This window comes from Paenibacillus sp. HJGM_3, assembly GCF_045062745.1.
Taxonomy (GTDB): domain Bacteria; phylum Bacillota; class Bacilli; order Paenibacillales; family NBRC-103111; genus Paenibacillus_AA.
The window spans coordinates 86,660-109,230 of record NZ_JBJGED010000005.1 but is presented as its reverse complement, the minus strand read 5'-3'; the positions used below and the strand labels follow the sequence as shown (position 1 = coordinate 109,230).

Here is a 22,571-nt window from a genome sequence, read left to right as displayed (position 1 = left end):
CTTGAAAAAATAGAAAAGCTACAAGAAAGTTACCTTCTTGTAGCTCAAATGAATACAGGCGGGACCAACCCACTACGGGTTAGCAGGGATGTATCGTTTGAGTGAAAAGAAGATGTAACTTTCTTGCTCATAAATAATAAAACAGGCGAAAATCGATCGCGATGCTTTATTGATTTATAATGCGCAAGAAAATATTACATCAGCCTTTTCAACTCCAATCGTGAAATTATGTGTATCATATCATGCCCATTTTACAATTTCAACCCAACTCACCGGAATTCTTCCTCCCAAAAGCTCGAAGGGCGGTAATGAGCTCACCGGCTCCCACGTTGGATGATACTCCTGGCGTAGCCTTCACGCCAATGTCGCCCCGAGCGATCTCGCCGTTGTCCCCGTTCATGCACTCCCAGATGTTCGGCCAGCGGAAGGCGAACCGGATGAGCGCATCCAGCGTCCTCTCCCGCAGGTCGGGATAATACCGGCACACCGCCTGCGCGCCCCAGGCGCACGACTTCGGCCAGGACGGCCCCCGCCAGTAGACGTCCGGCTCATAGCCGGGCTCGTCAGGGGCGAAGGTGCGTACGCCGTAAGTCGCAATAAGCTTCTCGACGCCCGGCTTCATCGCTTGGGCTCGTTCCGGATCGACGAGGCCGTACGCCAAGAAGGCAAGACCGTCTACCGAAACTCGCGTATCGAGAGTTCCATTGGCGCGGCGCGCGCCGTACCAGCCGGCTTCCTCATCCCATAGATTGCGGTTCGCCGCTTCCAGGGTCACTTGGGCCGCGTTCCTCCACTCAACCGCATCTTCCAGATGGCCGAGCAGGTCGGCGATATCGCCCATCGTCCGCTCGTAACGGACACGCTCTGCGGCGAACACGGCCGAGTACGCATGAGATTCCCCGTAGTACGTAATATCCGTAAACTGAGGAGACACATCGAGCCCAATGTCAAAGCTCGTTTTGGCCGCCCAGAGGTGCAGGCGGTCTAACCCTTCGTCGCGGGTCCGGCCGATATAGTCGTAAAATCGTTTGAATAGAGGGTACCAAATCTTAAGCTGTTCTACGTCCTTCGTCTTCTCGTAGTAGGAGTAAGCCACCCATGGCAAATGCGGCGTCTGGATAACGCCTTCGCCTCTCCCCCAGCGTTCGCCCGGCTCCTTCTCATCGATGTAGATGGCGTGAGTCAGGTACCCGTCCTCCCTAATGTTCTGGGTGAACAGGTTGATCGAGTTCCGGGCATATTCGGCAGGGTGATCGGGATCGAGGATCGAATTCGAGACGATCGCACTCGTCCCCCACATCCAGGCGCCTTTGTACACCGGCAGCGCTTCGAGAACCATAAACCCCCATTCCGGATGGCGGTAGTAGTTCTGTTTGATCACCGTCCAACACTTATAGTACATCCGCTCGGCATCCTCGCGGTCCGAGCCGAGCTTCGGGATCCGGTCGAAGAAGCCATTCCAGAGCGACTCGGTCCGCTCCTCGTAATCATCTCCGTACGATTCAACGGCTTCAGTCGGGCCAAGTGAGCTGAGGGCGACCGAGAACCGTTGCTGCTTCCAGTTCTTCGAGCTCAGCACCTTTTCGAAACGGATGCGAAAGCCGATAACCAGGTAACGGCCGGTAATCGTACCGCTAGGAATCGCTTCGCCCGCAATCACTTCCCGGTACTCCACCACACTGCCGAATAGTCCGGTCTCAGCTTCCGCCGGTACGGCGATCGCGAGCGATTCTCCCTGTTCAGACGTGAGACGCAGCACCTTCAGCTCGGGACGCTCAGGCGGGACGGACGTTTCCAACCGAAGCTCACTTTGTCCAGTCACAACAAGATGAAATCGGTGATCGGCGATTTTGTGCAGGTTGCGCTGCTTGAAGTTCAGGCTCCACACCACCCCTTGGTCCGATGGAACGGCCGCAGTTTCCTCCAAGTCCAGCCCGACGTTAGGGAACCCGATGTCGCGGCGGAGCCAGTTAGGGGCGGTTCGCATTTGTTTCGTAAAAAAAGCGTTCAACGCCAACACCGGATTGTTAACGAAATCGCCGCGGACATAGTCATCCAAGTAAAAGCTGAATGTCGGCTTTTCCTCGTAAGAAGTCGTGATTCGGGTGTCCAGGTGATAGCCGATTTTGCCAAAATCCATCGGATAGTAATAGGCGGTCGTCGTCTCGTTTTCCTTCAATAGGACCGCGGTTCTCCTCGGCAGCGACGCGTCGAACTCCGCGATCAAGCTTTTCCAAATGCTCATTTCGCACCCTCTCCCGTTGCCAGTATGGAATTATCAGCGCTAATGTAGCATGGAAGCGTTTTATGGTCAACGCGGGAACAGGTCATATACATGTCGATAAGGTGTCCATATTTAACGAGAATAGAAAAACGGCCAAGCCAAAGGCTCGACCGTTCTATGCCGTTACTTCTTCTCCTTGAGCACCACTTGCGCGATCGAAGCGCCGATACCCGGCGTGTTCGGGTTGTTCACTCCCCGCTGGACATCGAAATTGCTTATATACAGCGTGTCCCCAATCACATGAACACTGGCCGGGAACTCCAGCAGGCCGGCATTTCCATTGGAAGCGACCTCCATCACCTTGCCGTCCGGGGTTACCTTCACGATCGCGTTGCGCTCGTTCGCGCACACATACAGAGTGCCGTCCGTGCCGAATGCAATGCCATCCGCACCGTACAGCAGCGCATCCCGCACGAACAGCTCCGGCTTCCCGAAGGATCCGTCGGCATTCAGCGCCACCCGGCTGATCTCGCCCGAGCTCGTATTCGCGATATATAGCTTCCTATCTTGGCCGAACGCCAGACCGTTAACGGTGATCCGCTGGTCCGTACGCTCCGCCACCAAGCCGCTGCCCCAAGTGTTGATGAGCGATCCCTCGGGAGAGACAATGTAGACGTTTCCGTTCGCGCCGCCGCTTACATACAAATTGCCTTTCTCGTCAAAGGTCATGCCGTTCGCCCCGGTCACGCCGGTCACAAACGTTTCCACGACACTCGCGTCAAACGATCCGCCTTCCAAATCCTTGGCCAGCACCCGCAAGATCGCTCCGCCATCCGTCCCCGATCCGCTCGCCATATACAGATTGCCGGCTTTGTCGAACACCATCCCCGTCGCTGCTCTGGATAGTACGGTCAGTTCTTCCACCTTCCCATTCTGGGAGGAGATGCGGAATAGTTTCCGGGAATCGGAGTCTACCGTGTATAATTGGCCTTTCGCGTCCCCGGTCACTCCTTCTATACGCATGCCGGTCGCTTTCTCGGGATCCAAATCGGCCAGGATGGACACCTTCGCCGATTGGAACTTGACCACCTGCTTCACTTCGGGCTGAATCGGCTTATGGTCGTTGCCGACCAGCTGCACGGTCAGCGTATGCTCGCCCGGGGGTATATCTTTGAACACGACCGATTCGCCTTTAAACGATTTGACCGCCGCTTGCGGAGTGGTTTCCGTATCCAGCCACAAATGAACGTGACCTTCCCCTGCCTTCGGATCTTTATTCTGAGCGAAATCTTTCAGAAGGTGATTGTATGTAATGGCGGTAACGCTCAATTCGCTGCCCGCGAGCGCCTGCCGGTCGCCGATCCCGAATAGTCGGAAGCCGGGCTTGTCCGGGATCGACACGCTTACGGTTCGCGATTTGTCCTCGTACCCGATCGTATTGCCGAACACTTCGCTGACCAGTCGAACCGGTAAAAAGGGTTTGCCGCTTAGGACCTGCAGCGGTGTAGCCGTGGTTACCTTGACGCCGTTCAGCTTCACTTCGGCGGCATCCGCGGCGAGTTCCATGACATTCACGTCTTTTTTCAAAATCATCGTTCGTGTCCCGGCATCCCACTTCGCTTCTACATTCAGCGACTTGGCGACGCTTTCATAAGGCGCGTACAAGCTGCTGTCCACTAGCTGAGAAACGGAGGCCAAATCCGACGGTTTTCCATTCACATTCACCTTCATGTCCGATTTGACGACATCGGCCCCCCAAGCGGTTGAAGCCATCGTTAGCAAGCCGCAAATCGTTGCTGTGATACTTAAAACCCTCAAGTTTTTCCGCATGTCAAACCATCCTCCCGCTATTTTTTCCATACGTTAGGATAATTCGATAGAATTGCATTATTTTCCTGCCAGACTCTTAAGTACCTCTGATACCTGCTTATCGTTTTTCATTTCTTCCAGCGTAAACCAAGCGCGAGGCGGGAACGGGATTCGTCTCCAGGTAGTAGGCGCGTGCGAATAGACCGAAGGACAGCGAAACCGCGGCGTCGAGCCCATGTGGCTCTCGTCGACCCGAATGGAGGCCCGGAATAATTCGCGGGTGTCGGCGGACAGCATTGTCCACGCCTCCATCAAATCGCACGCCGGATCGCCTACGCTGAGTGTCCCGCAATCTATAACCGCACTTAGCCAGCCTTGTTCGACCAGCAAGTTCACCGAGGGCAGGTCTCCGTGTAACCAGACGGGAGCACATGCCACACGGGGCTTGCAGGCTGCTTCCCAGGCGGTGCTCAGTTAAGTTTTTTTCTGACTTTTGTGCCACTTTTCTTCTTGGCGGAACCGGAAGCCTTTTTTTTCCATTGCTTCAGTTTTGGTTTTCTTTTTTTCAATGGGATCGAACGCTTATGCGTTGTTTTTAATCCTTCCCTCAAAGCATTTTTTACCGCTTCTAAATATTGAAGTCCATACTTTTTATCCGGTTCCAAGTAGGTTCCTTCCGCCCACTCGTTCCACGCATTGATAAACACAAATTCGCTTCCCGACCGTTTAGCCCTTCTGATCTGTCTCTTAAGATAGTCTCCAAACTTATCCGGCGTGGCCCCGCAGTAAATAAAAGAAGCATTATCTCCCCTTCTCGGGGAATTATCCCAGTCTACAAAAGCTCCCAAATACGTCGGCTTACTCGAGTCGGGGATTTTCCGGGCTAATATGCGTTCCCATATACGGTCATAGCTGTACAAATTCAATTTGCGCATCTTGTTGTCTTTTGAGCGCGCCCTTATATCGAACTTGGAGAGGACTCTCTTCGGAATATCGTGCGAAGTCGTATATAAGGGCTCAAACTGCACGCTGGCTCGAAAGCCGCGGATAGGCTTGTGATCAAATCCGTTCAATGTCTCGACAAAATAAATCCCTTCCAAGCCGTTCTCTTTGGCCAACTGCTGCCAATAGTTCATCATAGCCTCACAATGCTCGATACTGGCCGGGCGGTAAATGGCGAACAGCGGTTTGTTGTCCACCCGGATGTAGCGCGGATCTTTAAAGGCCCTCAATAAGTATTCGAAGTGCAGCTTCCAGTCGTCCTCGTTACCATACTCTTGAGGCATGAGCACTTCATACTCCGCTCCGTCCCAGCCCCGGGTCCACGGCTCATTCGCCCAAGATATACAAAACGGGAAATCCGGTTCACCGGATTCGAGTAATTGCTGCAGCGGCGTTTCCAGCAGCAGCTCTCCATTAAACCAGTAATGATAATAGCAGAACCCGTAAATGCCGTGTTCTCGGGCCAATTCGGCTTGCCAACGCTTTGTTTCCGGGTTGGTCAAATCATAATAGTTGTCTCCTTGAGGTTCCCTTGGTTGATAATGTCCAGGGAAGAGCGGTTTTGCTTTACGCGTATTCGTCCATTCCGTAAACCCTTCGCCCCACCAAAGATCGTTCTTGGGAATCCGGTGAAATTGAGGAAGATAAAATGCGATGATTTTCGGCTCTGCTTGCAGCGGTTTCATCGGCGCATTTGTTGGCATGTCGGCCGGTCTTAGCAGTCTTATTGTGCGCTCTTGAGGCCTCGTCGATGGCTGCCGGTTGTTCTTTAATTTGCTGTTTATTTTAGTGCGGTCCTTCAGGAAGCCTAATACCACACCCATACCTTCCCACTCCTTGATCCTTTAATGGTCCAATCTTTTTAAAAAACATTAGTCTACAATATGTCCCTTTTTCACGCTTGGTTTGGTTTAATGCCTTATTTTATTAGTTGTCACTCGCTGCGATTGACCTATAGGCAATAATAAAAACGTCATCCCGACGATTACGCCTGGATGACGATCAACAAAACTTATGCTTTTTGAATCCCAATGTTTGGATTTCCAACACCGCCGGAATTATCGATGAATATCAAATAATTTTGTCCGTCGGTACCTTTCAAAACCAATCCTGGCTGCCCTGGAATGGGAATTTCGTAGAATCTCACTTCTTGAACGATAAAATCATTAGGGTTCGTCGCTGGCTGTTTAGTTGCCATTAATCGGTTGCCCGCATTAAAGTCTGACGTGGTGCTTATTCCTCCGCTAAAGGCGCCGTTCCCGTTCACAATCAGATTTTCTCCAACTCTTATAGTCTTGAGCACTTGAGCATGGCCTTGCGTCGTCGTATTTCCATTAGTTTGAGTATCCCCTTGAAACGTGCTATTTCCATTAATTAATGTATCCCCTTGAAACGTGCTATTTCCACTAACTAGAGTATTCCCTTGAAACGTGCTATTTCCATTAACTAGAGTATTCCCTTGAAACGTGCTATTTCCATTAATTCGTGCATCAATATCCACTGTTAAATTTCCTGTTATGCGAACATCACCGAATTCAGGCAACTTAATCAACCCTCTCTTCATAAAATATTCTACCATATTAAAATATGTAATTTTATTAAGGCGGGAATAGATCAATCGTACAATTTTTATAGATTCGATTCCCTCTTCTATTTCAATCGCACTCGTAGAATAGCGTAATAGTCTGCAATTGATCGTTGTGCAGGCCTCCCAGACAAGAACGTCATCTTTCCGCCCGCGCTCACCCAAGTTTACGACTATAGCCTTTGGCAGCTTAGTTCGGATCTTGGCCAGTCTCCTGCCCGTCCGCGAGCACTTCCTCTAGAGTGCGTCGTGCAATCGAGGCGAGGACGGGGTTCGTATCCATATAGTAGGCAAGCGCGATTAGACCAAAAGAGAGAGCCCAACCACGACCACGGGTCCATGTGGCGTCGTCGACCGAAAGGGAGGCTCGGAATAAATCGCGGCTGTCGGCGGATAGCATAGTCCACGCCACCATCAAATCGCACGCCGGATCGCCAATGCCGAGCGTCCCGAAGTCTATGACCGCGTTTACCCGGCCTTGTACGACCAGCAAGTTGCCCGGATGCAGGTCCCCGTGTAGCCAGACGGGAGCATCGTGCCACACGGGGGCTTGCAGGGCTTCTTCCCATACAGCCGTTGCCTTATCGGGATCGACCCAATCGCTCAAGGTTGCGATTGCGTTCCGGGCCGGCGCGTCGCGCATCGCCAGGGGGACCCCCCGGCCCGAGTTATGCGTTCCTGGAGGCGGCCCCCCAGCGGCATCGATCCGCTGCAGGGCGGCTACGAATTGAGCCAGTGCGGTCGCCGCTTGGCGCGGATTGTCGATTCGCCCAACAATGGCGTTCTCGCCTTCCAGCCACCGGTACACCGACCAGTGCCAAGGGTAACCCTCGGCCGGATACCCCATTGCCAGAGGGGTTGGGATCGCCAGCGGCAGCAGCGGGGCGAGCTTCGGCAGCCACACGTGCTCCTTCTCCACCTGCCCTGTCGCCCACTCGACTCGGGGTAGCCGCACGGCCATATCCGCTCCGAGCCGATAGATGGCGTTGTCAGTCCCGGAGGAAGCGAGCGGCCGGAGGGGATGGTGCGCCCATTGCGGGAATTGAGAGGCAATCAACCTTTTCACTAGGGATATGTCGATCGCCCATTCGTTCGTCTCGTTCATGGGAACGCCTCCTCGCCGGGTCTAATCCAAGTGTATGGTGTGAAGGGCCAACTAAGCTTTTCGCACACAGCACTCCAACGCGATTCGCTGTCCTCCGAGTATAGGAACGGTACAAAGCCAAGCTTAAGGTATATTCTAAGAGCGGCCAGACGGTTGTCATTCGTCCCTACACGAATGTTAGTATATCCTGCTCGAATGAGACGCCTGGCAGCGGCAGCCGAAACCGTGTATCCAATCCCTTTCCCCCGATGCTCCGGTAAGGTAATCACATACCCGATCGCTCCGCCGAATCGAAAATGCCAATGAGGTGAAGCCGGGTGATGCAGCGCCGATGCCGTACTCACAACGGTTCCCGTGGGTTTATGTACTACGAAAAATAAACCCTCCGGCAGAACATGGTCTAAAAAACCGCTAATCTGCACGTCATCATATCCCCAACCTTCGGATGCTAACAGCTTTGCTAGTACTGTCTCATCTCCTGGTTCATAGGTTCTCAAAAGATACTCCTCATTCAGTTGCGGAATTTTAGACAAAGATTCTAAACCCTTTTTCGGAACTACCAAAAATAGAGGTTTAACCCGTTTTTCGCTCGTCAGGTCTTCCACCGCCTCTGCTTCGAATTCCAATCCATTCGTAGAATAGCACAAGGATCCTTTGCTGATCGTGCCGACTTTGGGTGTAACGGAATTATCCGACCAAGAACGAAAACAGGCCGCCGATTACACCGGCAGCCCCATTGCCCAACAACTTCACCCTTCCAAAGCCTTCACCGGCTTCTCTTTCCGTTGCACCGGCTTCACCGGGAGGTTCAGCACGACGAGTCCGGCCGAGAACAACAGCGCGCCGCCTAGGATATACCAAGTAATCGGATCCCGGTAGAACAGGAAGCTCCACAAAATCGCGAACAACACCGACGTATTGCTCACGATAACCGCAACGGAGAACGGCACCCGGGCCAACCCTTGCGAGAACCAATAAAAGCTGGTTCCCGTAATGAGCCCCAGCAAGATCAAAGCTCCGATTGCCGTGAAACTAACGGTTCCCTGAAACTCGAACTGCCAGGGAAGCGGCAGAAGCATCACGAGGGAAGCCCAGAAGAAGACGGAGTAGTTCATCGTTCCAGGATCCATAGCCTTTATCAGCATTTTTTGGCTCAGTACATGGAAGGTAGCCCCGATGCCGGCAATAATGAATAGCAAGGTCGTAATGGAGTTCCCACCAAAAAGCTGCTCGAACGGCTTCCCGTTCCAGCTGATGATAAACACCCCGATCACGCACATCGCCGAAGCGATCTTGCCGCGGGCCGTGATCCTCTCCTTAAACAGGAAGACGGAGGCTAGCAGCAGAGCGACGGTTGAGACCGGCGTTACCAGGATATACCCATAGGAGTACCCGATGGACAGCCCCAGGTTTTCAAAAAAGTAATTCACGGCCTTCCCAATGGCCCCCAACCAAATCCATTTCATGCGGAACTGAAGCGGTAACCCCCTGCGTTTCATGAGGAGAAAGAGCCCCAGGAACACGACGCCGATGGAGAACCGAGCAAACGTAATCGTCGTGCTGTCCACCATCGTCGAGGCGGCTTTGACCAATATCCCGACGAAACTCCAGGAGAGCGTAGCAAGCAATAGCAAGACATATCCCACGAAGGTGCACCCCAACTCTATATGCCGGATAAGAATCTAGTTCATTCTTCGATCATACCATCCTCCCCCGCCGCAGACTAGAAAAAAAGAAGCCGCCGGTTAGGCGGGCCTCTATAGGTATCGCTATTCGATTCCGACAATGCGATTACCGGATCGTTCGTGACGCACCTGTCGAGTGGTGCGTGTGAGCCGCGGCGAACGCTTGAACGGCGGCAGTGGCCACTTCGATGTCTTGCGCGCTGGTACCTCCGCTCACGCCGATGCCGCCGACGATCATGCCGTCGCGGACGAGCGGAATACCGCCGCCCAAGACGGTGAGCCTCCCTTGGTTCGTCGTGTTGATCCCGTAAGTGGGACCGCCTGGAAGCGCCGACTGGGCCAAGTTAGCAGTCGGCATCTGCATGGCTACACTTGTCCACGCCTTCCCCTTGGCGATTTCGATCCCGGCGATCCGGGCATGGTCCATCCGGTGGAAGGCAACCAAGTTCGCCCCGGCGTCGACGATCGCGATATCGCAGGCGAGTCCCATCTGCCGGGCTTTCTGTTCCGCGACGGCGAGCAATTGTTTGGCCATTTCCAATGTAAGCAACTCATTCACTCCTTGGGTTTCGATGCTTCCATATTGTATGGGTCATCACCCAAATTGGGAACGATTCCCCCACTTAGTTTTTTCCACTAAGATAGTTACGGCATGCTTACTTCAATCTCCGCTTGATAGATCCCCGGGACGAGCGGGCTGAATTCGAACTCCATCGATTCCACGTACTGCTTCAGATGAACAGCGGTGCAAAAACGCGGAACTGAAGAAGCCGCCGTCAGCAAGTCGGAAGTTTCCATATATTTAGTTATGTAAACAAAAGCCTGAACCTCTCGCACAATAGGTTCAGGCTTTTGTACTTTAGGGTTGAGGGCGGAACACTAATGCCGATATGGAGACAAAATCGAGGGAGATAAAATTGTTCGCTTGCATCGGATTGACGAATTGTTCCAGTGCTAGCGTGTAAGTGAAAGTGCCCGGACCTGGATTGTCGATAAAACTGACGGAAGGCGTTCCGTTGAAAGTGAAGAACGTCGTTGAGGTTCGCATAAAATCCTGCGAAACTACATTAAGCCCCGACGAATCCCTAAGCAAGACGAATCGAACGGAGGCTTCGGTTACTCCTGCCATACTGTTCCCTCCCCCGCCGGATACATAACCTTCCAGCTTAACGATTTCGTTCTCCCCTACGGTTACTGCGAGATCGAAGCTTTCATTGCGTGCAGACGTGTTCGGAAACGTATTGTTAACGAGTTGTTGGTTGACGAATGAAGCTACGATCCCCGAAGGACCTCGAGGACCGGTTTCCCCTTGAATGCCGGCAGGTCCCTGCGCGCCGGTTGGTCCTTGCGGACCGGCTGGTCCCGGAGGGCCTTGCGGTCCGGGAGGACCAACCTTCGCGGCTTCCTTCCTTTTTTTCGCATTCCGTACGTTTCGTGTGACTTGATCGCCTTCGAATATGGTTACTTTTTTGAACACGAGCGACTGAGACTGAAGGCTTTTATTTCTTTTCTTTTTCTTGACCGGCTCGACATTTTCATGTGATCGACGAAACATCCTCTCCTCCTCCTCCTCCTTTACTCCCCACATCATATGCGGCTGTCATAGACAGGATTGGACGGGTATCCCGCCGGCTAGCCGGGCGAAGCCCGGCTCACTGTCGATAGCAGTAAGAAAGGCACTACTTTTACATTTACCTTTCTTTAGTTTCAGCTGAACCCTCTTTCTTGCATATGGATCATTTTCTCTTAAGCTCGGAGTTGTCGGACATGTATCGGGCTTATCCGAATATATATAGGAGAAGATGTGGATTCCAAGCAAAAGAGGCGTATCATGCAAAAACAATCCTTTGTGCGGGGGACGTTTATTCTCACGGCATCGTCCTTGATCACGAGAATTCTCGGCTTCCTCAGCGGCATCTTCCTCGCCCGTTCCTTGGGTGCGGAAGGCATCGGACTGCTGATGATGGCCCACCCGCTCGTGCCGCTTGTCATCACTTTAACCGAATTGGGTCTGCCGGTCGCCATCTCGAAGATGGTCGCCGAAGCGGACGTCCAGGGCGACAAGCTCAAGGAGAAGCGGATTCTCGCCGTTTCCCTCGCCATTACGGGGACATTAAGCGTCATCTTGACCTTGATTGCCTTGCTATGCTCGAAGTATATTGCGGCGCTGTTCCTGACCGATGAAAGAGCCTACTATGCGATGCTGGCCATTACGCCGATCGCGCCGATCGTCGCTATCTCCGCGGTGTTGAAAGGCTATTTCCGCGGCAAGCAGCATATGAAGTCGATCGCGTTGTCCGACGTCTTCGAGCACATCGCCCACATTGCGTGCATGCTCGCCCTCGTGCATCTGTTGCTTCCGTACGGGATCGAATATGCGGCCGCGGGCGCAATGGCCGGTGCAGTCGCAAGCGAAGCGGTCGGGCTCCTCTATTTGTTGACCAGCTACAGGTGGAATCGGAAGAACGACGGATTGCGTCAGAAGGCTTCCGAGCATTTGCGGAACGGCAAGCGTACGTTTGCCGAGCTGATGCGGATGGGCTTGCCGACCACCGGTCTCGGCTTCGTCCATTCGATCTACAGCGCATTCCAGCCGATGCTGGTTACGAAGAGCCTCGCCCTGTTCGGATTCGGCACCGCCATGGCGACCAAGCAATACGGGTTGCTTATGGGGTACGCCTTCCCCCTGCTGGTGTTCCCGAGCTTCATCACGCATTCGTTATCGACCGCGCTCATCCCGGCTGTCAGCGAAGCGATGGCGAACCGTAACAGCATGGATGTACACCGTCGGATGGATCAGGCGATGCGGATCGCGCTGTTCGTCGGAGCCCCGGCCACCGTCATTTTGTACATCTGGGCGACGCCTCTGACGACGCTGATCTACAATGCGCCGGAGGCAGGACCGCTGCTCAGGCTGCTAGCCCCGATCTACTTCCTGCATTACTTCGAAGCGCCCCTTCACGCCGTCCTGCTGGGGCTTGGCAGAGCCGGCACGACCATGTGGAACTATATAGCGACGACGATCATGAAGGCGGCGGCGATTTATTTCCTTGGCAGCCAGTTCGGCATTACCGGAGTCGTGCTCGGCATTAACTTCGGGATTTGCTTCATCACGTTTCTCAACTTCTTTTCCATCTCGGGACTGATCGGATTTTATTTTGATCTCAGAAGGTTCTTGAAGGTGGCGCTCTGCATGACGGCGATGGCATTCGCCGGACAGTACATGTACAAGTATGTGCAGCAGATCGGCATGCAGCCGCTCTGGAGCTTGCTGATCTCGATCGGGACCGCGTTAGTCGTATTCGGAGCGTCGCTGGTGCTGACGAATTCGATCAACAGCCGTAAATTCCCGCGAATCGGGGGAACGGGAGGCATCGTTACTTTACGGAAGTAAAAAAGCCGCGAGTTTCGCGACTTCTAGTTCGCCACTATTGAAACGCTCTTTGTACGAACCACACGAATCCAAACACCAATACGCCCGTGGATACGCCGGGGACGACCCACCTTACATTCCATTTTTGCTTCAACAACACGAGAATGGGGAAAATCAAGGAAACGATTAGGATTTGCCCAATCTCGATCCCTACGTTAAAGAACAATAGCGTTGTGGCCATATGTCCGCCATCCAACCGCATTTCCGCTAAGATTCCCGCGAATCCGAACCCATGGATAAGTCCGAAAGCGAAAGCAATGAGGGGATGGTGCTTCGAGTCGGGATTAAAAATATTTTGCAACGCTACGTAAATGATGCTTAAGGCAATCGCGGATTCGACTAACCGGCCAGGCAGCGTGACGATCTCCAATGTGGCCAGAACCAAAGTGAGACTGTGAGCAAGCGTGAATGCCGTAACCAACGAAAGGATATGTTTGATCGTTCTGGCGCCGAACAGCAAGCTAATGACGAACAAAATATGATCATAGCCGGTGAAAATATGCTTCATCCCGAGCGACAAAAACTGCCGGGCTTTGCTCAGAAAGGTAATCTCTCCAATTTTCAAGTCTCTTACTTCATAGGAGAAGACGAACTCTTGCTGCTCTCCATTCAACAGAACCTTGGCCAAATTGGCGTGACTCGGGTCGCTCTCATCAAAGAATACATTGTAATTCACAATCAAGCTTTCAGGCATCCCGTTCACAGGGAAAGATAAATTCAGGATCACAAAAGGACGATCATTCACTGTCGTCACGCTTGTATCTAACACTTCCCCCTCGATCGGCAAGCTGTCCGCATATAGCTTAAGGCGGTCGTTCAAATACTTCGCTATGTCGTTCTTGCGAGCATCAACAATTTGGCCCATTTTTCCAGTGTCCGTGGATTCATTTTCATTGATCCCCATATCGATTGCATGATTGAGTTCAATCAGATCAAGTTGAAGCTCATAATCTATCGCATCCTGTTTCACTACAATCGTTGAAAATCCTTCGCTGTTATTGCTGTGGGCATCGGCTGCAGGCGCCAGGAGTCCGAGAAGGATCATGCAAAGCAGAGCGGCCAACCCTTGTTTAATAGCCAATTCCAATTCACATCCCCGCACTAATCTTTAATGGAAAAGACGAGGAGCTGTTGAGGACTCCCCGTCCGTACTAAAGGTTTTGGTGAACCTCCAACCGCCTTACTTTTGCTTCAAAAAGATCGGGTTCGAATAAAACCAGAGGTCCGACCACGGGTTCTCGCCGCGCGGATCGACGCTTGGTTCCAACTCGTCCGTATTCGTTCCGCGCACCCGAATATAGCTGTCTTTCGCTACATTTTCTAATGTATAGGAGATCGTGATGTATTCTCCGTCTTGCTGCCAGTCCCCCTCGTAGAACCGCTTAACCACTTTCGTAGTCGGATTCGACGCGCTTGAGCGATCTGCAGCGGCTCCGGTGATTTCACCTACGATAAGGTCAACGTGCTTTACTTGCGGATTATCTCCATGGGAATTATTAGCGTTCGGATCGCGCAGACGAATCGTAACGGTGACTTCTTTCTCATTGTTGCCAGGCAGCACAAGGGTTTCCCCGATGGAAGCCGTATTCCCGTTGGCCTGCGCGTGTGCAGGGGCTTTCCCGGCACGGGAAGCGGTGACATCCAGTTCATTGATCAAATCGCCGGTCGTTACGAATACCCGTCCGTTGCGCAGACCGTCCATCACATCGCTATATGTTTTCTCGGCCTTTACATACGTCTTGGAATACTCGCCCGGCCAGAAGTCGCTCCCCCCTTCCCGCCAGTTCACATGCGAGTCCGAGGTCGACGTAATCCACCAGTGTCTGCCTTCCCCCAGCATGGAATCCCACAGCCCGCCGACTTGGGCCGTCATCTGATCGAACCCGCCCATCGTAGGCGCACTGCTGTAGGAGCCGCGAGCCCCATTCGGATCAATCGAACCGTCCCGATTCAACGCGCCGGCTTGGTGACCCGGAGCCCCTTCCATCCCAACGGATACATTAGGAGCGGCATCATTCCAATTGCGGAATTCCTGGGGCGTATCCTGACCCCATGCTCCCAAGCCCTTGGCCGAACGAGCCGGGTGATTCGCGAACAGGAGCGGAGGTTCCGGAAGCTGTTTCATGTAATTGAGCGCGTCGATCATGTTCCCCTCGGTATCCCGTTTCGGATCCGTAGGATAAGGGTCCCGCTTGTTGAATTGACTCTCGATATTATACAGGGTCTGGGACTCTTCCTTGTTCTGCGGGATGATGAGCGAGCTGTGGTCGGCGGCAGGCGTATCGAACTCCATGCCATAAAATTGAAGCAGGTCCGGAACCGCTTGCCGGGATTTCAGAAGCTCGGGATACGCTTGCTCGAGATTCACCTTGGAGTGATTAGGACCGCCGTGATCCGTGGACACCATCCATTCCAGCCCATAGCTTCTGGCCATCTGCGCGTTTTTCGAGATCGGATAGATCGCGTCTCCGCCCCGGATCGGCTGCGGCGGATTTTTCGTCTCATCCCAGCCGACGCTCCACTCGCTGTGGATATGGTGGTCTCCGGCGAGCCATGTCCGCTCGGCTTTTTCCTGATCCTTCGCTTGCGCATCCGGGATCCCGAATCCGCCTGCGGACAAGCCTTGTGCGGTGAAGGCAGCGGTCATCAGCAGAGTCGTAGCCAACACGGGAACCGACTTTTTCGACAATCTGGGTTTCATCCTTGCTCACTCCTTTTATGGATTGGAAGTCAGCAATAGAATAGTGAAGTTTTGTTTGACGAACGTAAACTGGACGTGAATAAACGGTAAATTTGTCCGTATCACGGTAATTTGAGCACAAACAACTAATTAATATGGGTATCCTTGGTTCGGGATTTAGGCTAATGGACATGTTCATTGTGACATCATTCAACAAAAAAACGGGACCGCAGCTCAGATCTTCTACGGACCCATAATAGAGATGCTATAATAGGGGCGGAACTCGTGGTACTGAGGAGGCATCGACCGCATGAAGATTTACCGGCTTTCCGAATTCGTTCCTACGATCACTTATTACGACTATCATGAGCGGAAGAGCAAATTTTTGCTATACGAGGACCGGTATGCTGAGTGGGCTATATTCGCGATCGAGGAAGGCGTCATCTATTATCAGATCGGCGGCCGCAAAGGTACGGCGGCCTTCGGAGATTTGCTCCTCTGCCCGCCCGGTATCGTCTTTCGCCGGGTTGTCGTCGAGCCGGTCCGATTGCATTTTATCCGCGTCACCTGGGAGCATGAGCAAGGGGCCGATGTCGACCCCGCCTCCGTGCTGCCGCACGGGAAATTAACGCTGCAGGGAACGGAGCGATTAGCGGCCAATTACGCCGTGCAGCGCAGCATGCCAGTCGTTTCCACGTTCGTGCAGGATCGCCGGCGCAACCATTTTTTCCGCGATATTTGGTACGCCTACTGCTTGGAAGAGGAAACGGTCGACTCGGGTTCCCCCGCTGCGGCGAGACAAAAGGCGGACGAGCTTATGAAGCAAGCCGAGAAGCGAATCCGGCATCGGGCGTTCGAAGGGTTCGAGCTTCGTCAAATCGCGGAGGAGCTCCATATTAGCCCCGCGCAGCTCACCAAACGGTTTCAAGCCAGTTTCGGTCAGACGCCGACCAAATACTTAACCCGGCTCCGGCTGGAGAAGGCGAGGTCGCTTCTGACCGAGACATACTTAACGGTCGATCAAATCGCCCAATGCTGCGGGTACGAGAACGGCTTTTACTTAAGCCGTATTTTCACCAAGCAGTTTCGGATGCCGCCGACCGAATACCGGAGTACGTACCGAATCTGAGTTCGGCATCGAGGTTCGAGTGCTACAGCCCGCCCACGATCTCATACGGTTGACCCGGTTTGAACCGGAATCGAAAGGAGCCGGTCAAAGCTCTATATCGGAACTCCACTTGACCTTCGGGACAACGGATTCGCAGTGTGGCCGGATTCCATCCTTCGTTCCGATGAACAATCGAGGATTGGGTACGGCCGTCCACATGCGTGTATGTATACACGGTGCCTGGAGAAGCGACCGGATACACCTCCGCGTAGTACTCCCCTCCCCCGCGTTCGATGAACACCACGACCCCTTGGCCCCCGATAAAGATCGGGATTTTCCACATTGGAACGGGATAATCCTTTAAGATCCGGGGCCCTTGGAAGCATTCTCCCGTTTCATAATCGATCCACTTTCCTTCCGGCAAATAAACGTCCCGCTTCTCCGCCGTATCGAAGTCGTTGCCATAGAGCGGGGCGGCAAGCATGGACGGCCCGAGCAGCCACTCGTACTGCCGCGTGGTTCGATTGATCAGGCCATAAGTGGCGGGGTCATGCGGGTACGCAATGTGCAGCGGCGTCATCGCATGCGGATAGCCTGTCCGATAGCCGTCCAGAACGGCGCTATAAATATAAGGCGCGTACCGGTTGTGCCAGTCGGCCGCCTTCTTCACCCACGCTTCATAATCGGGATGTTGCATATCCCACGGCTTGCGCCCCATCGACATAGCGGGCGTGACCGCGTTCAGCATCGCATTCCGTACGAAATAGTTCTGGTAGCTAGGCAGAGCCGGGTCGGTTTTGGGCGTCCCTCCGGTTATATCCGGATACAAGTTCGAAGCGCCCGATGCCGCGATATTAAGCAGATTGATCGGCACGCGGTCTTGATCGAAATGATAGGCGGCCCCCGTCCCATAATACGTATCGTTAATGCGAATCAGATCGCCCGGCACCGAATAGGCGGAATTCCGCACGATGACGCAATAGCCGCGATCCATCAGCTCTTCGTTCAGCTTGTTCCAATTGCCGTCGGCATAATGCTTCGTGTAGATCATCGCATCTTCCTTGAACCCTTTGACTCTCCAAGTCTCGGCTTTCGAGACGAACCAGCCGAGCGCCTCCGGGTTGCGGCTGTCGAGCACATACAGCGTGCCGGTCGGGAACTGGGCGTTTGTAATTCGGACGAGCTCACCGTCCGCTTGCTTGAGCAAGTACCCTCGGGCTGCCGCCTCTTCCATATACGGGCCGTTGTAGAGCGCATGATGATAGCCGCCGTCGCCTTCCGGAGCTTTGAAATGGTTGCGCAGCCCGAGGATCAGTTCTACCCCTCGCTGCTCGAAAAAGGTGAGCAGGCCGTCCACATCCGGAAACCGGGGATTCGGCAGCCCATCGTTGCGATCCGCCTCGAACTCGTTGTCCCAAATGTTGAAGCTCGTCGTTTCCCCTTCATACTTGCTGGTACGGTCCCCCTTCCAGAAGCCAGAGCCTATGACGCCCCAGGCCAATTCGTAGCCGCGGTTCAAATATTCGTCAATGGCGCCTTGAACTTCCGCTTGGTTGGTGTTCCAGCCGAGAGAGCCGTACGCCTCCCACCCGACGCGAAACATCGAGTATTTCGGTTTCTTGTCCACGTATCCTTCGAGCTCGCGAATGCGTTTGTAATCGGCATAAATCTCGTTCATTGCGCCCATGAAATAATACAGGCTCCCGATCTTGGCCGACCGGCCGACGCCCAGCATCGTTTGATCCTCCGTGAAGGCGACGCGCTTGGAGCCCTCTTCGAACAACACCTGTGCGAATTGGTGGGCGGGACAGACGGAGAAGTTCGAAATAAACCGCATGTTCGTCCCTTGATTGACCATATCATGACGCATATAGCCGACTAGACTGGCGCATTCCCTCGCGGGGATGTCCAGCTTTCCTCTGGAAGGAGGCATTTCGGTCATGACCGTATCGACTTGCGAGCCGTAGTCTCCGAGGCCATAGATGGGCGACAGCGGGCCTACGCGCGCTTCGATGACGCAGCTGCCCTCCAGTACGGGCGTGATCTGGAACCGAATATGCCGCTCGTAGAAATGGATGGCGACTTGTGCAACCGATCCTGCTGTATTTTCCACCTGAAAATAAGCGGCATCTTCGTCATGAGACAGCAGTGTGCACGTCTTCACGGGAAGGGGCGTTCCCTCTTCGGATGCTGCAAAACTTAATCCGGATACGGCATGCGGCACTACCGTGTTCGGAATGCCAGGCTGCTCGAATCCATAGCGGAACCCATCCCTTATAATCCGCATTCGGTAACGACCCGCGTCAATCGTAAACTGCGAATCGTGAATTTCCATTCTAATGCCTATCAACGGCTTCCTCTCCTTATGTAGAACAAGTAGCTTCATTGTAGGGGAAAGCCGTTGTTCACGACATGCCTTCAATTGGAGAAGCCATATCTTCAATTTCCATCCCTGACGAACAGATTGACGAACACGTCGGCCGGCATGTGCGCCAGCCGCTCCGGATCGCGGCAGACGGCCAGGATCGCCTTCGTCTGCTTCGCCGGAAACCGCGTCGCCACATTCTCCTCGAATTTCCGCTCGAGCAGCGGAATGCCCTCCGGTCGTCTGCGGCGGTGCCCGATCGGGTATTCCACTTCTACGGTTTCAGTCGATGTGCCGTCCTTGAAAAGGATCTGAACGGCGTTCGCAATCGAGCGTTTGTCCGGATCGAGGTAATCTCGCGAGTACCGCGGCACCTCCTCCGTTCGCATCGTCCGCCTAAGCGCGTCGATACGCGGATCGGCCGCCGCCGTGTCCTCGTAATGATCGGCATTCAACCCGCCGTGGAGCAGTGCGACCGCCACCATGTATTGCAGGCAGTGGTCCCGGTCGGCCGGATTGTGCAGCGGTCCGGTCTTGTCGATGATCCGGATGGCGGACTCATGTGTTTTCAGCACGATCCGGTCGATCTCATCCAGCCTTCCGACTACATGCGGGTGGAGCTGAACCGCGCACTCGACGGCCGTCTGGGCATGGAACTCCGCCGGATATGAGATTTTGAACAGGACGTTCTCCATGACATAGGAGCCGAATGGACGGGACAGGACTAAAGGTTTGCCCTTGAACAGCACTTCCTGAAACCCCCAAATGGCGGCGGTCAAAGCCGTCGGGTAGCCCATTTCGCCCTTCAGCGCCATTAGCGCGAGCCGCACGCCCCGACTTGTGGCGTCCCCGGCCGCCCACGATTTGCGCGAGCCGGTATTCGGCGCTTGCCGGTATACGCGCAGCGAGTGCCCGTCGAGCCATGCATGGGAGACCGCGTTCACGATCTCTTCCTTCGTGCCGCCCAGCAGGTGGGTGACGACCGCCGTAGAGGCCACCTTCACCAAGATCACATGATCGAGTCCGACCCGGTTGAAGCTGTTCTCCAGAGCGAGCACGCCCTGGATCTCGTGCGCCTTAATCATCGCGGTCAGCACATCCCGCATCGTGATGACATCACGGCCGGTCGAGGCTCGCTGCCGGTTCGCATAATCGGCGGCGGCCAGGATGCCGCCCAGATTGTCCGAGGGGTGGCCCCATTCGGCGGCGAGCCAAGTATCGTTGTAGTCGAGCCATCGAATCAGACAGCCGATGTTGAATGCGGCCGTGACCGGATCGAGCTCGTACGGCGTGCCAAGTACGCGAGCTCCGTTCGGAACGACGGTTCCCGGGACGATCGGACCGAGCAGCTTGGTGCATTCCGGATACCGGAGCGCGAGCAGCCCGCACCCCAGCGTATCCATCAAGCATAGACGAGCGGTCTCATAGGCCTCCTGGCTGTCGATCACGGCATCCGCCGCATAGTCGGCGATCCGGACGAGCAATGGATCGGGATCCGGTCTTGCCTGTGTGGAAATTTTACCCGACATTCGCCTCTCTCCTTTCGATGCTGCTACATCCGATGTTCAATCGGCAACCAAGGGCTGGGGGGCGGGCCGGTATAGGCGGCGCTGGGACGAATGAGACGGTTGCCGGCGCGCTGCTCGAAGACGTGGGCGGCCCATCCGCTGATGCGGGACAGGACGAAGACCGGGGTGAACATCGCAGTCGGAATGCCCATCAGGCGATATGCGGAGGCGCTGTAGAAATCCAGATTCGGGAACAGCCGCTTCTCCCGCATCATCACTTGCTCGATCCGTTCCGACACATCGTACAATCGGCGATCTCCGGCTTGGTCGCTAAGCCGCCTGGACCACGTCTTAATGATATCCGAGCGGGGATCGCGTACTTTGTAGACCCGATGGCCGAAGCCCATGATCCGCTCCTTGCCCGCCAACCTCTGCAGAATGCCCTGCTCCGCTTCGTCCGGATTCGCATATGCTTCGATCAGCTCCATCGCCGCTTCGTTCGCTCCCCCATGCAGCGGTCCGCGAAGCGTCCCGATCCCGGACGTCACCGCCGAGTATAGATCCGACAGTGTGGAAGCCGTGACTCGCGCCGCGAACGTGGAAGCGTTGAACTCGTGCTCCGCGTACAAGATGAGCGAGACGTCCATCGCCCTTGTATGCAGCTCGTCGGGCCTGCGATTGTGCAGCAGGCGGAGGAAGTGGGCGGCTGCGCTCTCTTCTTCCGAATCGGAGGCGGTTTCCAGTCGGATGCCGGTCCGATGATACCGATGCCAATACAGCAGCATTGAGGCCCCACATGCCAGGAGGCGGTCCGCGATGGCGGTCTGGCTGCGGCCCGCTTCCTCCGGCTCGAAGACGGCTAACGCAGAGCATCCGGTGCGCACGACGTCCATCGGATGAGCGGTGCCGGGCAGCCGCTCCAGAATCGCGAGCACATCGGGAGGAAGCTGTCTTAGGCTCGCAAGCGTCCGTCTGTATCGCTTCAGCTCCGTATCATGGGGCAAGCTGCCGTACAGAAGCAAATAAGCGGTCTCCTCGAACGATGCGTGCTCCGCCAGATCTGTGACGGAGTAGCCGCGATAGTGCAGCTCTTCGCCTTCATGGCCAACCGTGCAGATCGCGGTTTCCCCCGCCACAACATCGGCGAGTCCGCCTGGTTTTTTATCCGCCATCCTCATCCTCCCCTTCCCCCGCCGCACCGAACAGTACATCCAGCTTGCGTTCATAGGCGTAGTAGTTCAAAAAGTCATACAGCTCCGCCCTGGTCTGCATTCGATCGAGGACCGGCTGCTGCGTCCCGGCCAGTCGAATGGTTCGGTACACCTGCAAGGCCGCCGCATTCATCGCACGGAAGGCCGACAGCGGATAGAGCGCCAATGCTACATCCGCACTCTTCAGCTCCTCGAGCGTGAACATCGGCGTTCGGCCAAATTCGGTTATATTGGCGAGCACCGGCACTTGAACGTCGCGGGCGAATCGGCGATAGTGATCCAGCTCCGTGACCGCTTCGGGGAAAATCATATCCGCCCCCGCGTCGACATACGCGCGTGCCCGCTCAATCGCCGCGTCCAATCCTTCCGCCGCCATGGAGTCCGTGCGGGCCATTATGACGAAGTCCGGATCCGTCCGCGCGTCAACGGCCGCTTTGATCCGGTCGACCATCTCCTCTGTACCGACAATCGCCTTGTTCGGCCGATGGCCGCACCGTTTGGCCGCCACCTGGTCTTCGATGTGTACGCCGGCGGCTCCGGCCCGGATCATCTCGCGGATCGTCCGGGCGATCTGGAAGGCGCCCCCGAACCCGGTATCCGCGTCGACCAGCACGGGCAGCTCCGTCACGCCGGCGATGCGCCGGACATCCTCCAGGACATCGCTCAAGGTAGTGATTCCTAAGTCCGGCAAGCCGTAGGAGGTGTTCGCTACGCCCGCCCCGGATACATACAACGCGCGGTATCCGACCCGCTCGGCCATGATCGCCGAGTACGCGTTCACCGCTCCTACCACTTGAAGCGGGCGTTCCCCGCTCACCGCCTGACGCAGGCGCCATCCCCGCGAGTCGCTCAAGCC

18 protein-coding genes and 1 pseudogene are annotated in these 22,571 nt (G+C 54.9%); 2 read left to right on the top strand and 17 right to left on the bottom strand.

The window, feature by feature from the left end:
* Positions 1 to 259 precede the first annotated feature (259 nt).
* The 11 genes and pseudogenes from ACI5FR_RS07525 to ACI5FR_RS07475 all read right to left on the bottom strand — a co-directional run bounded on the left by ACI5FR_RS07525 (position 260) and on the right by ACI5FR_RS07475 (position 10,965).
* Positions 260 to 2,245, bottom strand: a complete 1,986-nt coding sequence (locus ACI5FR_RS07525) for an MGH1-like glycoside hydrolase domain-containing protein (RefSeq protein WP_405452481.1) — start codon at positions 2,243 to 2,245, stop codon at positions 260 to 262.
* Positions 2,246 to 2,407: 162 nt separating this feature from the next.
* The gene (locus ACI5FR_RS07520) at positions 2,408 to 4,054 is read right to left on the bottom strand and encodes a stalk domain-containing protein (protein WP_405452477.1); all 1,647 of its coding nucleotides are present in this window, start codon (positions 4,052 to 4,054) and stop codon (positions 2,408 to 2,410) included.
* A gap of 57 nt (positions 4,055 to 4,111) precedes the next feature.
* Positions 4,112 to 4,507 carry a phosphotransferase gene (locus tag ACI5FR_RS07515; protein ID WP_405452959.1) on the bottom strand — a complete coding sequence of 132 codons (396 nt, stop codon included), beginning with the start codon at positions 4,505 to 4,507 and terminating at the stop codon, positions 4,112 to 4,114.
* Positions 4,508 to 4,614: 107 nt separating this feature from the next.
* Positions 4,615 to 5,721 (bottom strand): annotated as a pseudogene (locus ACI5FR_RS07510) (glycosyltransferase WbsX family protein); the annotation flags it as partial.
* A gap of 326 nt (positions 5,722 to 6,047) precedes the next feature.
* Entirely contained in the window at positions 6,048 to 6,578 is a 531-nt protein-coding gene (locus tag ACI5FR_RS07505; protein WP_405452474.1) for a hypothetical protein, read from the bottom strand.
* A 232-nt stretch (positions 6,579 to 6,810) separates the two neighbouring features.
* The gene (locus ACI5FR_RS07500; protein WP_405452471.1) at positions 6,811 to 7,725 is read right to left on the bottom strand and encodes an aminoglycoside phosphotransferase family protein; all 915 of its coding nucleotides are present in this window, start codon (positions 7,723 to 7,725) and stop codon (positions 6,811 to 6,813) included.
* On the bottom strand, positions 7,722 to 8,330 hold the full coding sequence (locus tag ACI5FR_RS07495; RefSeq protein ID WP_405452469.1) for a GNAT family N-acetyltransferase: 609 nt from the start codon (positions 8,328 to 8,330) through the stop codon (positions 7,722 to 7,724). Before ACI5FR_RS07495 ends, ACI5FR_RS07500 begins: the two co-directional genes overlap by 4 nt.
* A gap of 144 nt (positions 8,331 to 8,474) precedes the next feature.
* Positions 8,475 to 9,371 (bottom strand): DMT family transporter, encoded by an 897-nt coding sequence (locus ACI5FR_RS07490; RefSeq protein WP_405452466.1) that lies wholly within the window; start codon positions 9,369 to 9,371, stop codon positions 8,475 to 8,477.
* Positions 9,372 to 9,516: 145 nt separating this feature from the next.
* The gene (locus ACI5FR_RS07485; RefSeq protein ID WP_405452956.1) at positions 9,517 to 9,945 is read right to left on the bottom strand and encodes a GlcG/HbpS family heme-binding protein; all 429 of its coding nucleotides are present in this window, start codon (positions 9,943 to 9,945) and stop codon (positions 9,517 to 9,519) included.
* Between the two features lie 110 nt (positions 9,946 to 10,055).
* Complete coding sequence (locus tag ACI5FR_RS07480; RefSeq protein WP_405452463.1) at positions 10,056 to 10,193, bottom strand: hypothetical protein; 138 nt, start codon at positions 10,191 to 10,193, stop codon at positions 10,056 to 10,058.
* 76 nt (positions 10,194 to 10,269) lie between these two features.
* Complete coding sequence (locus ACI5FR_RS07475) at positions 10,270 to 10,965, bottom strand: hypothetical protein (RefSeq protein ID WP_405452460.1); 696 nt, start codon at positions 10,963 to 10,965, stop codon at positions 10,270 to 10,272.
* 276 nt (positions 10,966 to 11,241) lie between these two features.
* On the opposite strand from ACI5FR_RS07475, the gene spoVB reads away from it, so the two are divergent.
* Positions 11,242 to 12,804: a stage V sporulation protein B gene (gene spoVB / locus ACI5FR_RS07470; protein WP_405452457.1), complete on the top strand. Its 1,563-nt coding sequence runs from the start codon at positions 11,242 to 11,244 to the stop codon at positions 12,802 to 12,804.
* 34 nt (positions 12,805 to 12,838) lie between these two features.
* Here the strand turns inward: spoVB and ACI5FR_RS07465 are convergent, their stop codons facing one another.
* Positions 12,839 to 13,924, bottom strand: a complete 1,086-nt coding sequence (locus ACI5FR_RS07465) for a HupE/UreJ family protein (protein WP_405452454.1) — start codon at positions 13,922 to 13,924, stop codon at positions 12,839 to 12,841.
* 99 nt (positions 13,925 to 14,023) lie between these two features.
* Positions 14,024 to 15,544: a CehA/McbA family metallohydrolase domain-containing protein gene (locus ACI5FR_RS07460; RefSeq protein ID WP_405452451.1), complete on the bottom strand. Its 1,521-nt coding sequence runs from the start codon at positions 15,542 to 15,544 to the stop codon at positions 14,024 to 14,026.
* A 289-nt stretch (positions 15,545 to 15,833) separates the two neighbouring features.
* Between ACI5FR_RS07460 and ACI5FR_RS07455 the strand changes: the two genes are divergently transcribed.
* Entirely contained in the window at positions 15,834 to 16,652 is an 819-nt protein-coding gene (locus ACI5FR_RS07455; protein ID WP_405452448.1) for a helix-turn-helix domain-containing protein, read from the top strand.
* Positions 16,653 to 16,674: 22 nt separating this feature from the next.
* On the opposite strand, the gene ACI5FR_RS07450 is transcribed toward ACI5FR_RS07455, so the two are convergent.
* From ACI5FR_RS07450 to prpB, 4 genes are all read right to left on the bottom strand, one after another.
* Complete coding sequence (locus ACI5FR_RS07450; RefSeq protein ID WP_405452445.1) at positions 16,675 to 18,981, bottom strand: hypothetical protein; 2,307 nt, start codon at positions 18,979 to 18,981, stop codon at positions 16,675 to 16,677.
* 89 nt (positions 18,982 to 19,070) lie between these two features.
* The gene (locus ACI5FR_RS07445; RefSeq protein ID WP_405452442.1) at positions 19,071 to 20,525 is read right to left on the bottom strand and encodes a bifunctional 2-methylcitrate dehydratase/aconitate hydratase; all 1,455 of its coding nucleotides are present in this window, start codon (positions 20,523 to 20,525) and stop codon (positions 19,071 to 19,073) included.
* Positions 20,526 to 20,548: 23 nt separating this feature from the next.
* Entirely contained in the window at positions 20,549 to 21,676 is a 1,128-nt protein-coding gene (gene prpC / locus ACI5FR_RS07440; protein ID WP_405452440.1) for a bifunctional 2-methylcitrate synthase/citrate synthase, read from the bottom strand.
* Positions 21,666 to 22,568 carry a methylisocitrate lyase gene (gene prpB / locus ACI5FR_RS07435; RefSeq protein WP_405452437.1) on the bottom strand — a complete coding sequence of 301 codons (903 nt, stop codon included), beginning with the start codon at positions 22,566 to 22,568 and terminating at the stop codon, positions 21,666 to 21,668. Before prpB ends, prpC begins: the two co-directional genes overlap by 11 nt.
* Between the last annotated feature and the right edge of the window lie 3 nt (positions 22,569 to 22,571).

Bases quoted from the DNA above. Each gene is read 5' to 3' on its own strand.
- ACI5FR_RS07525 (WP_405452481.1), bottom strand. From the start codon at position 2,245: ATGAGCATTTGGAAAAGCTTGATCGCGGAGTTCGACGCGTCGCTGCCG.
- ACI5FR_RS07520 (WP_405452477.1), bottom strand. From the start codon at position 4,054: ATGCGGAAAAACTTGAGGGTTTTAAGTATCACAGCAACGATTTGCGGC.
- ACI5FR_RS07500 (WP_405452471.1), bottom strand. From the start codon at position 7,725: ATGAACGAGACGAACGAATGGGCGATCGACATATCCCTAGTGAAAAGG.
- ACI5FR_RS07485 (WP_405452956.1), bottom strand. From the start codon at position 9,945: ATGGCCAAACAATTGCTCGCCGTCGCGGAACAGAAAGCCCGGCAGATG.
- ACI5FR_RS07475 (WP_405452460.1), bottom strand. From the start codon at position 10,965: ATGTTTCGTCGATCACATGAAAATGTCGAGCCGGTCAAGAAAAAGAAA.
- spoVB (WP_405452457.1), top strand. From the start codon at position 11,242: ATGCAAAAACAATCCTTTGTGCGGGGGACGTTTATTCTCACGGCATCG.
- ACI5FR_RS07460 (WP_405452451.1), bottom strand. From the start codon at position 15,544: ATGAAACCCAGATTGTCGAAAAAGTCGGTTCCCGTGTTGGCTACGACT.
- ACI5FR_RS07455 (WP_405452448.1), top strand. From the start codon at position 15,834: ATGAAGATTTACCGGCTTTCCGAATTCGTTCCTACGATCACTTATTAC.
- ACI5FR_RS07445 (WP_405452442.1), bottom strand. From the start codon at position 20,525: ATGTCGGGTAAAATTTCCACACAGGCAAGACCGGATCCCGATCCATTG.
- prpC (WP_405452440.1), bottom strand. From the start codon at position 21,676: ATGGCGGATAAAAAACCAGGCGGACTCGCCGATGTTGTGGCGGGGGAA.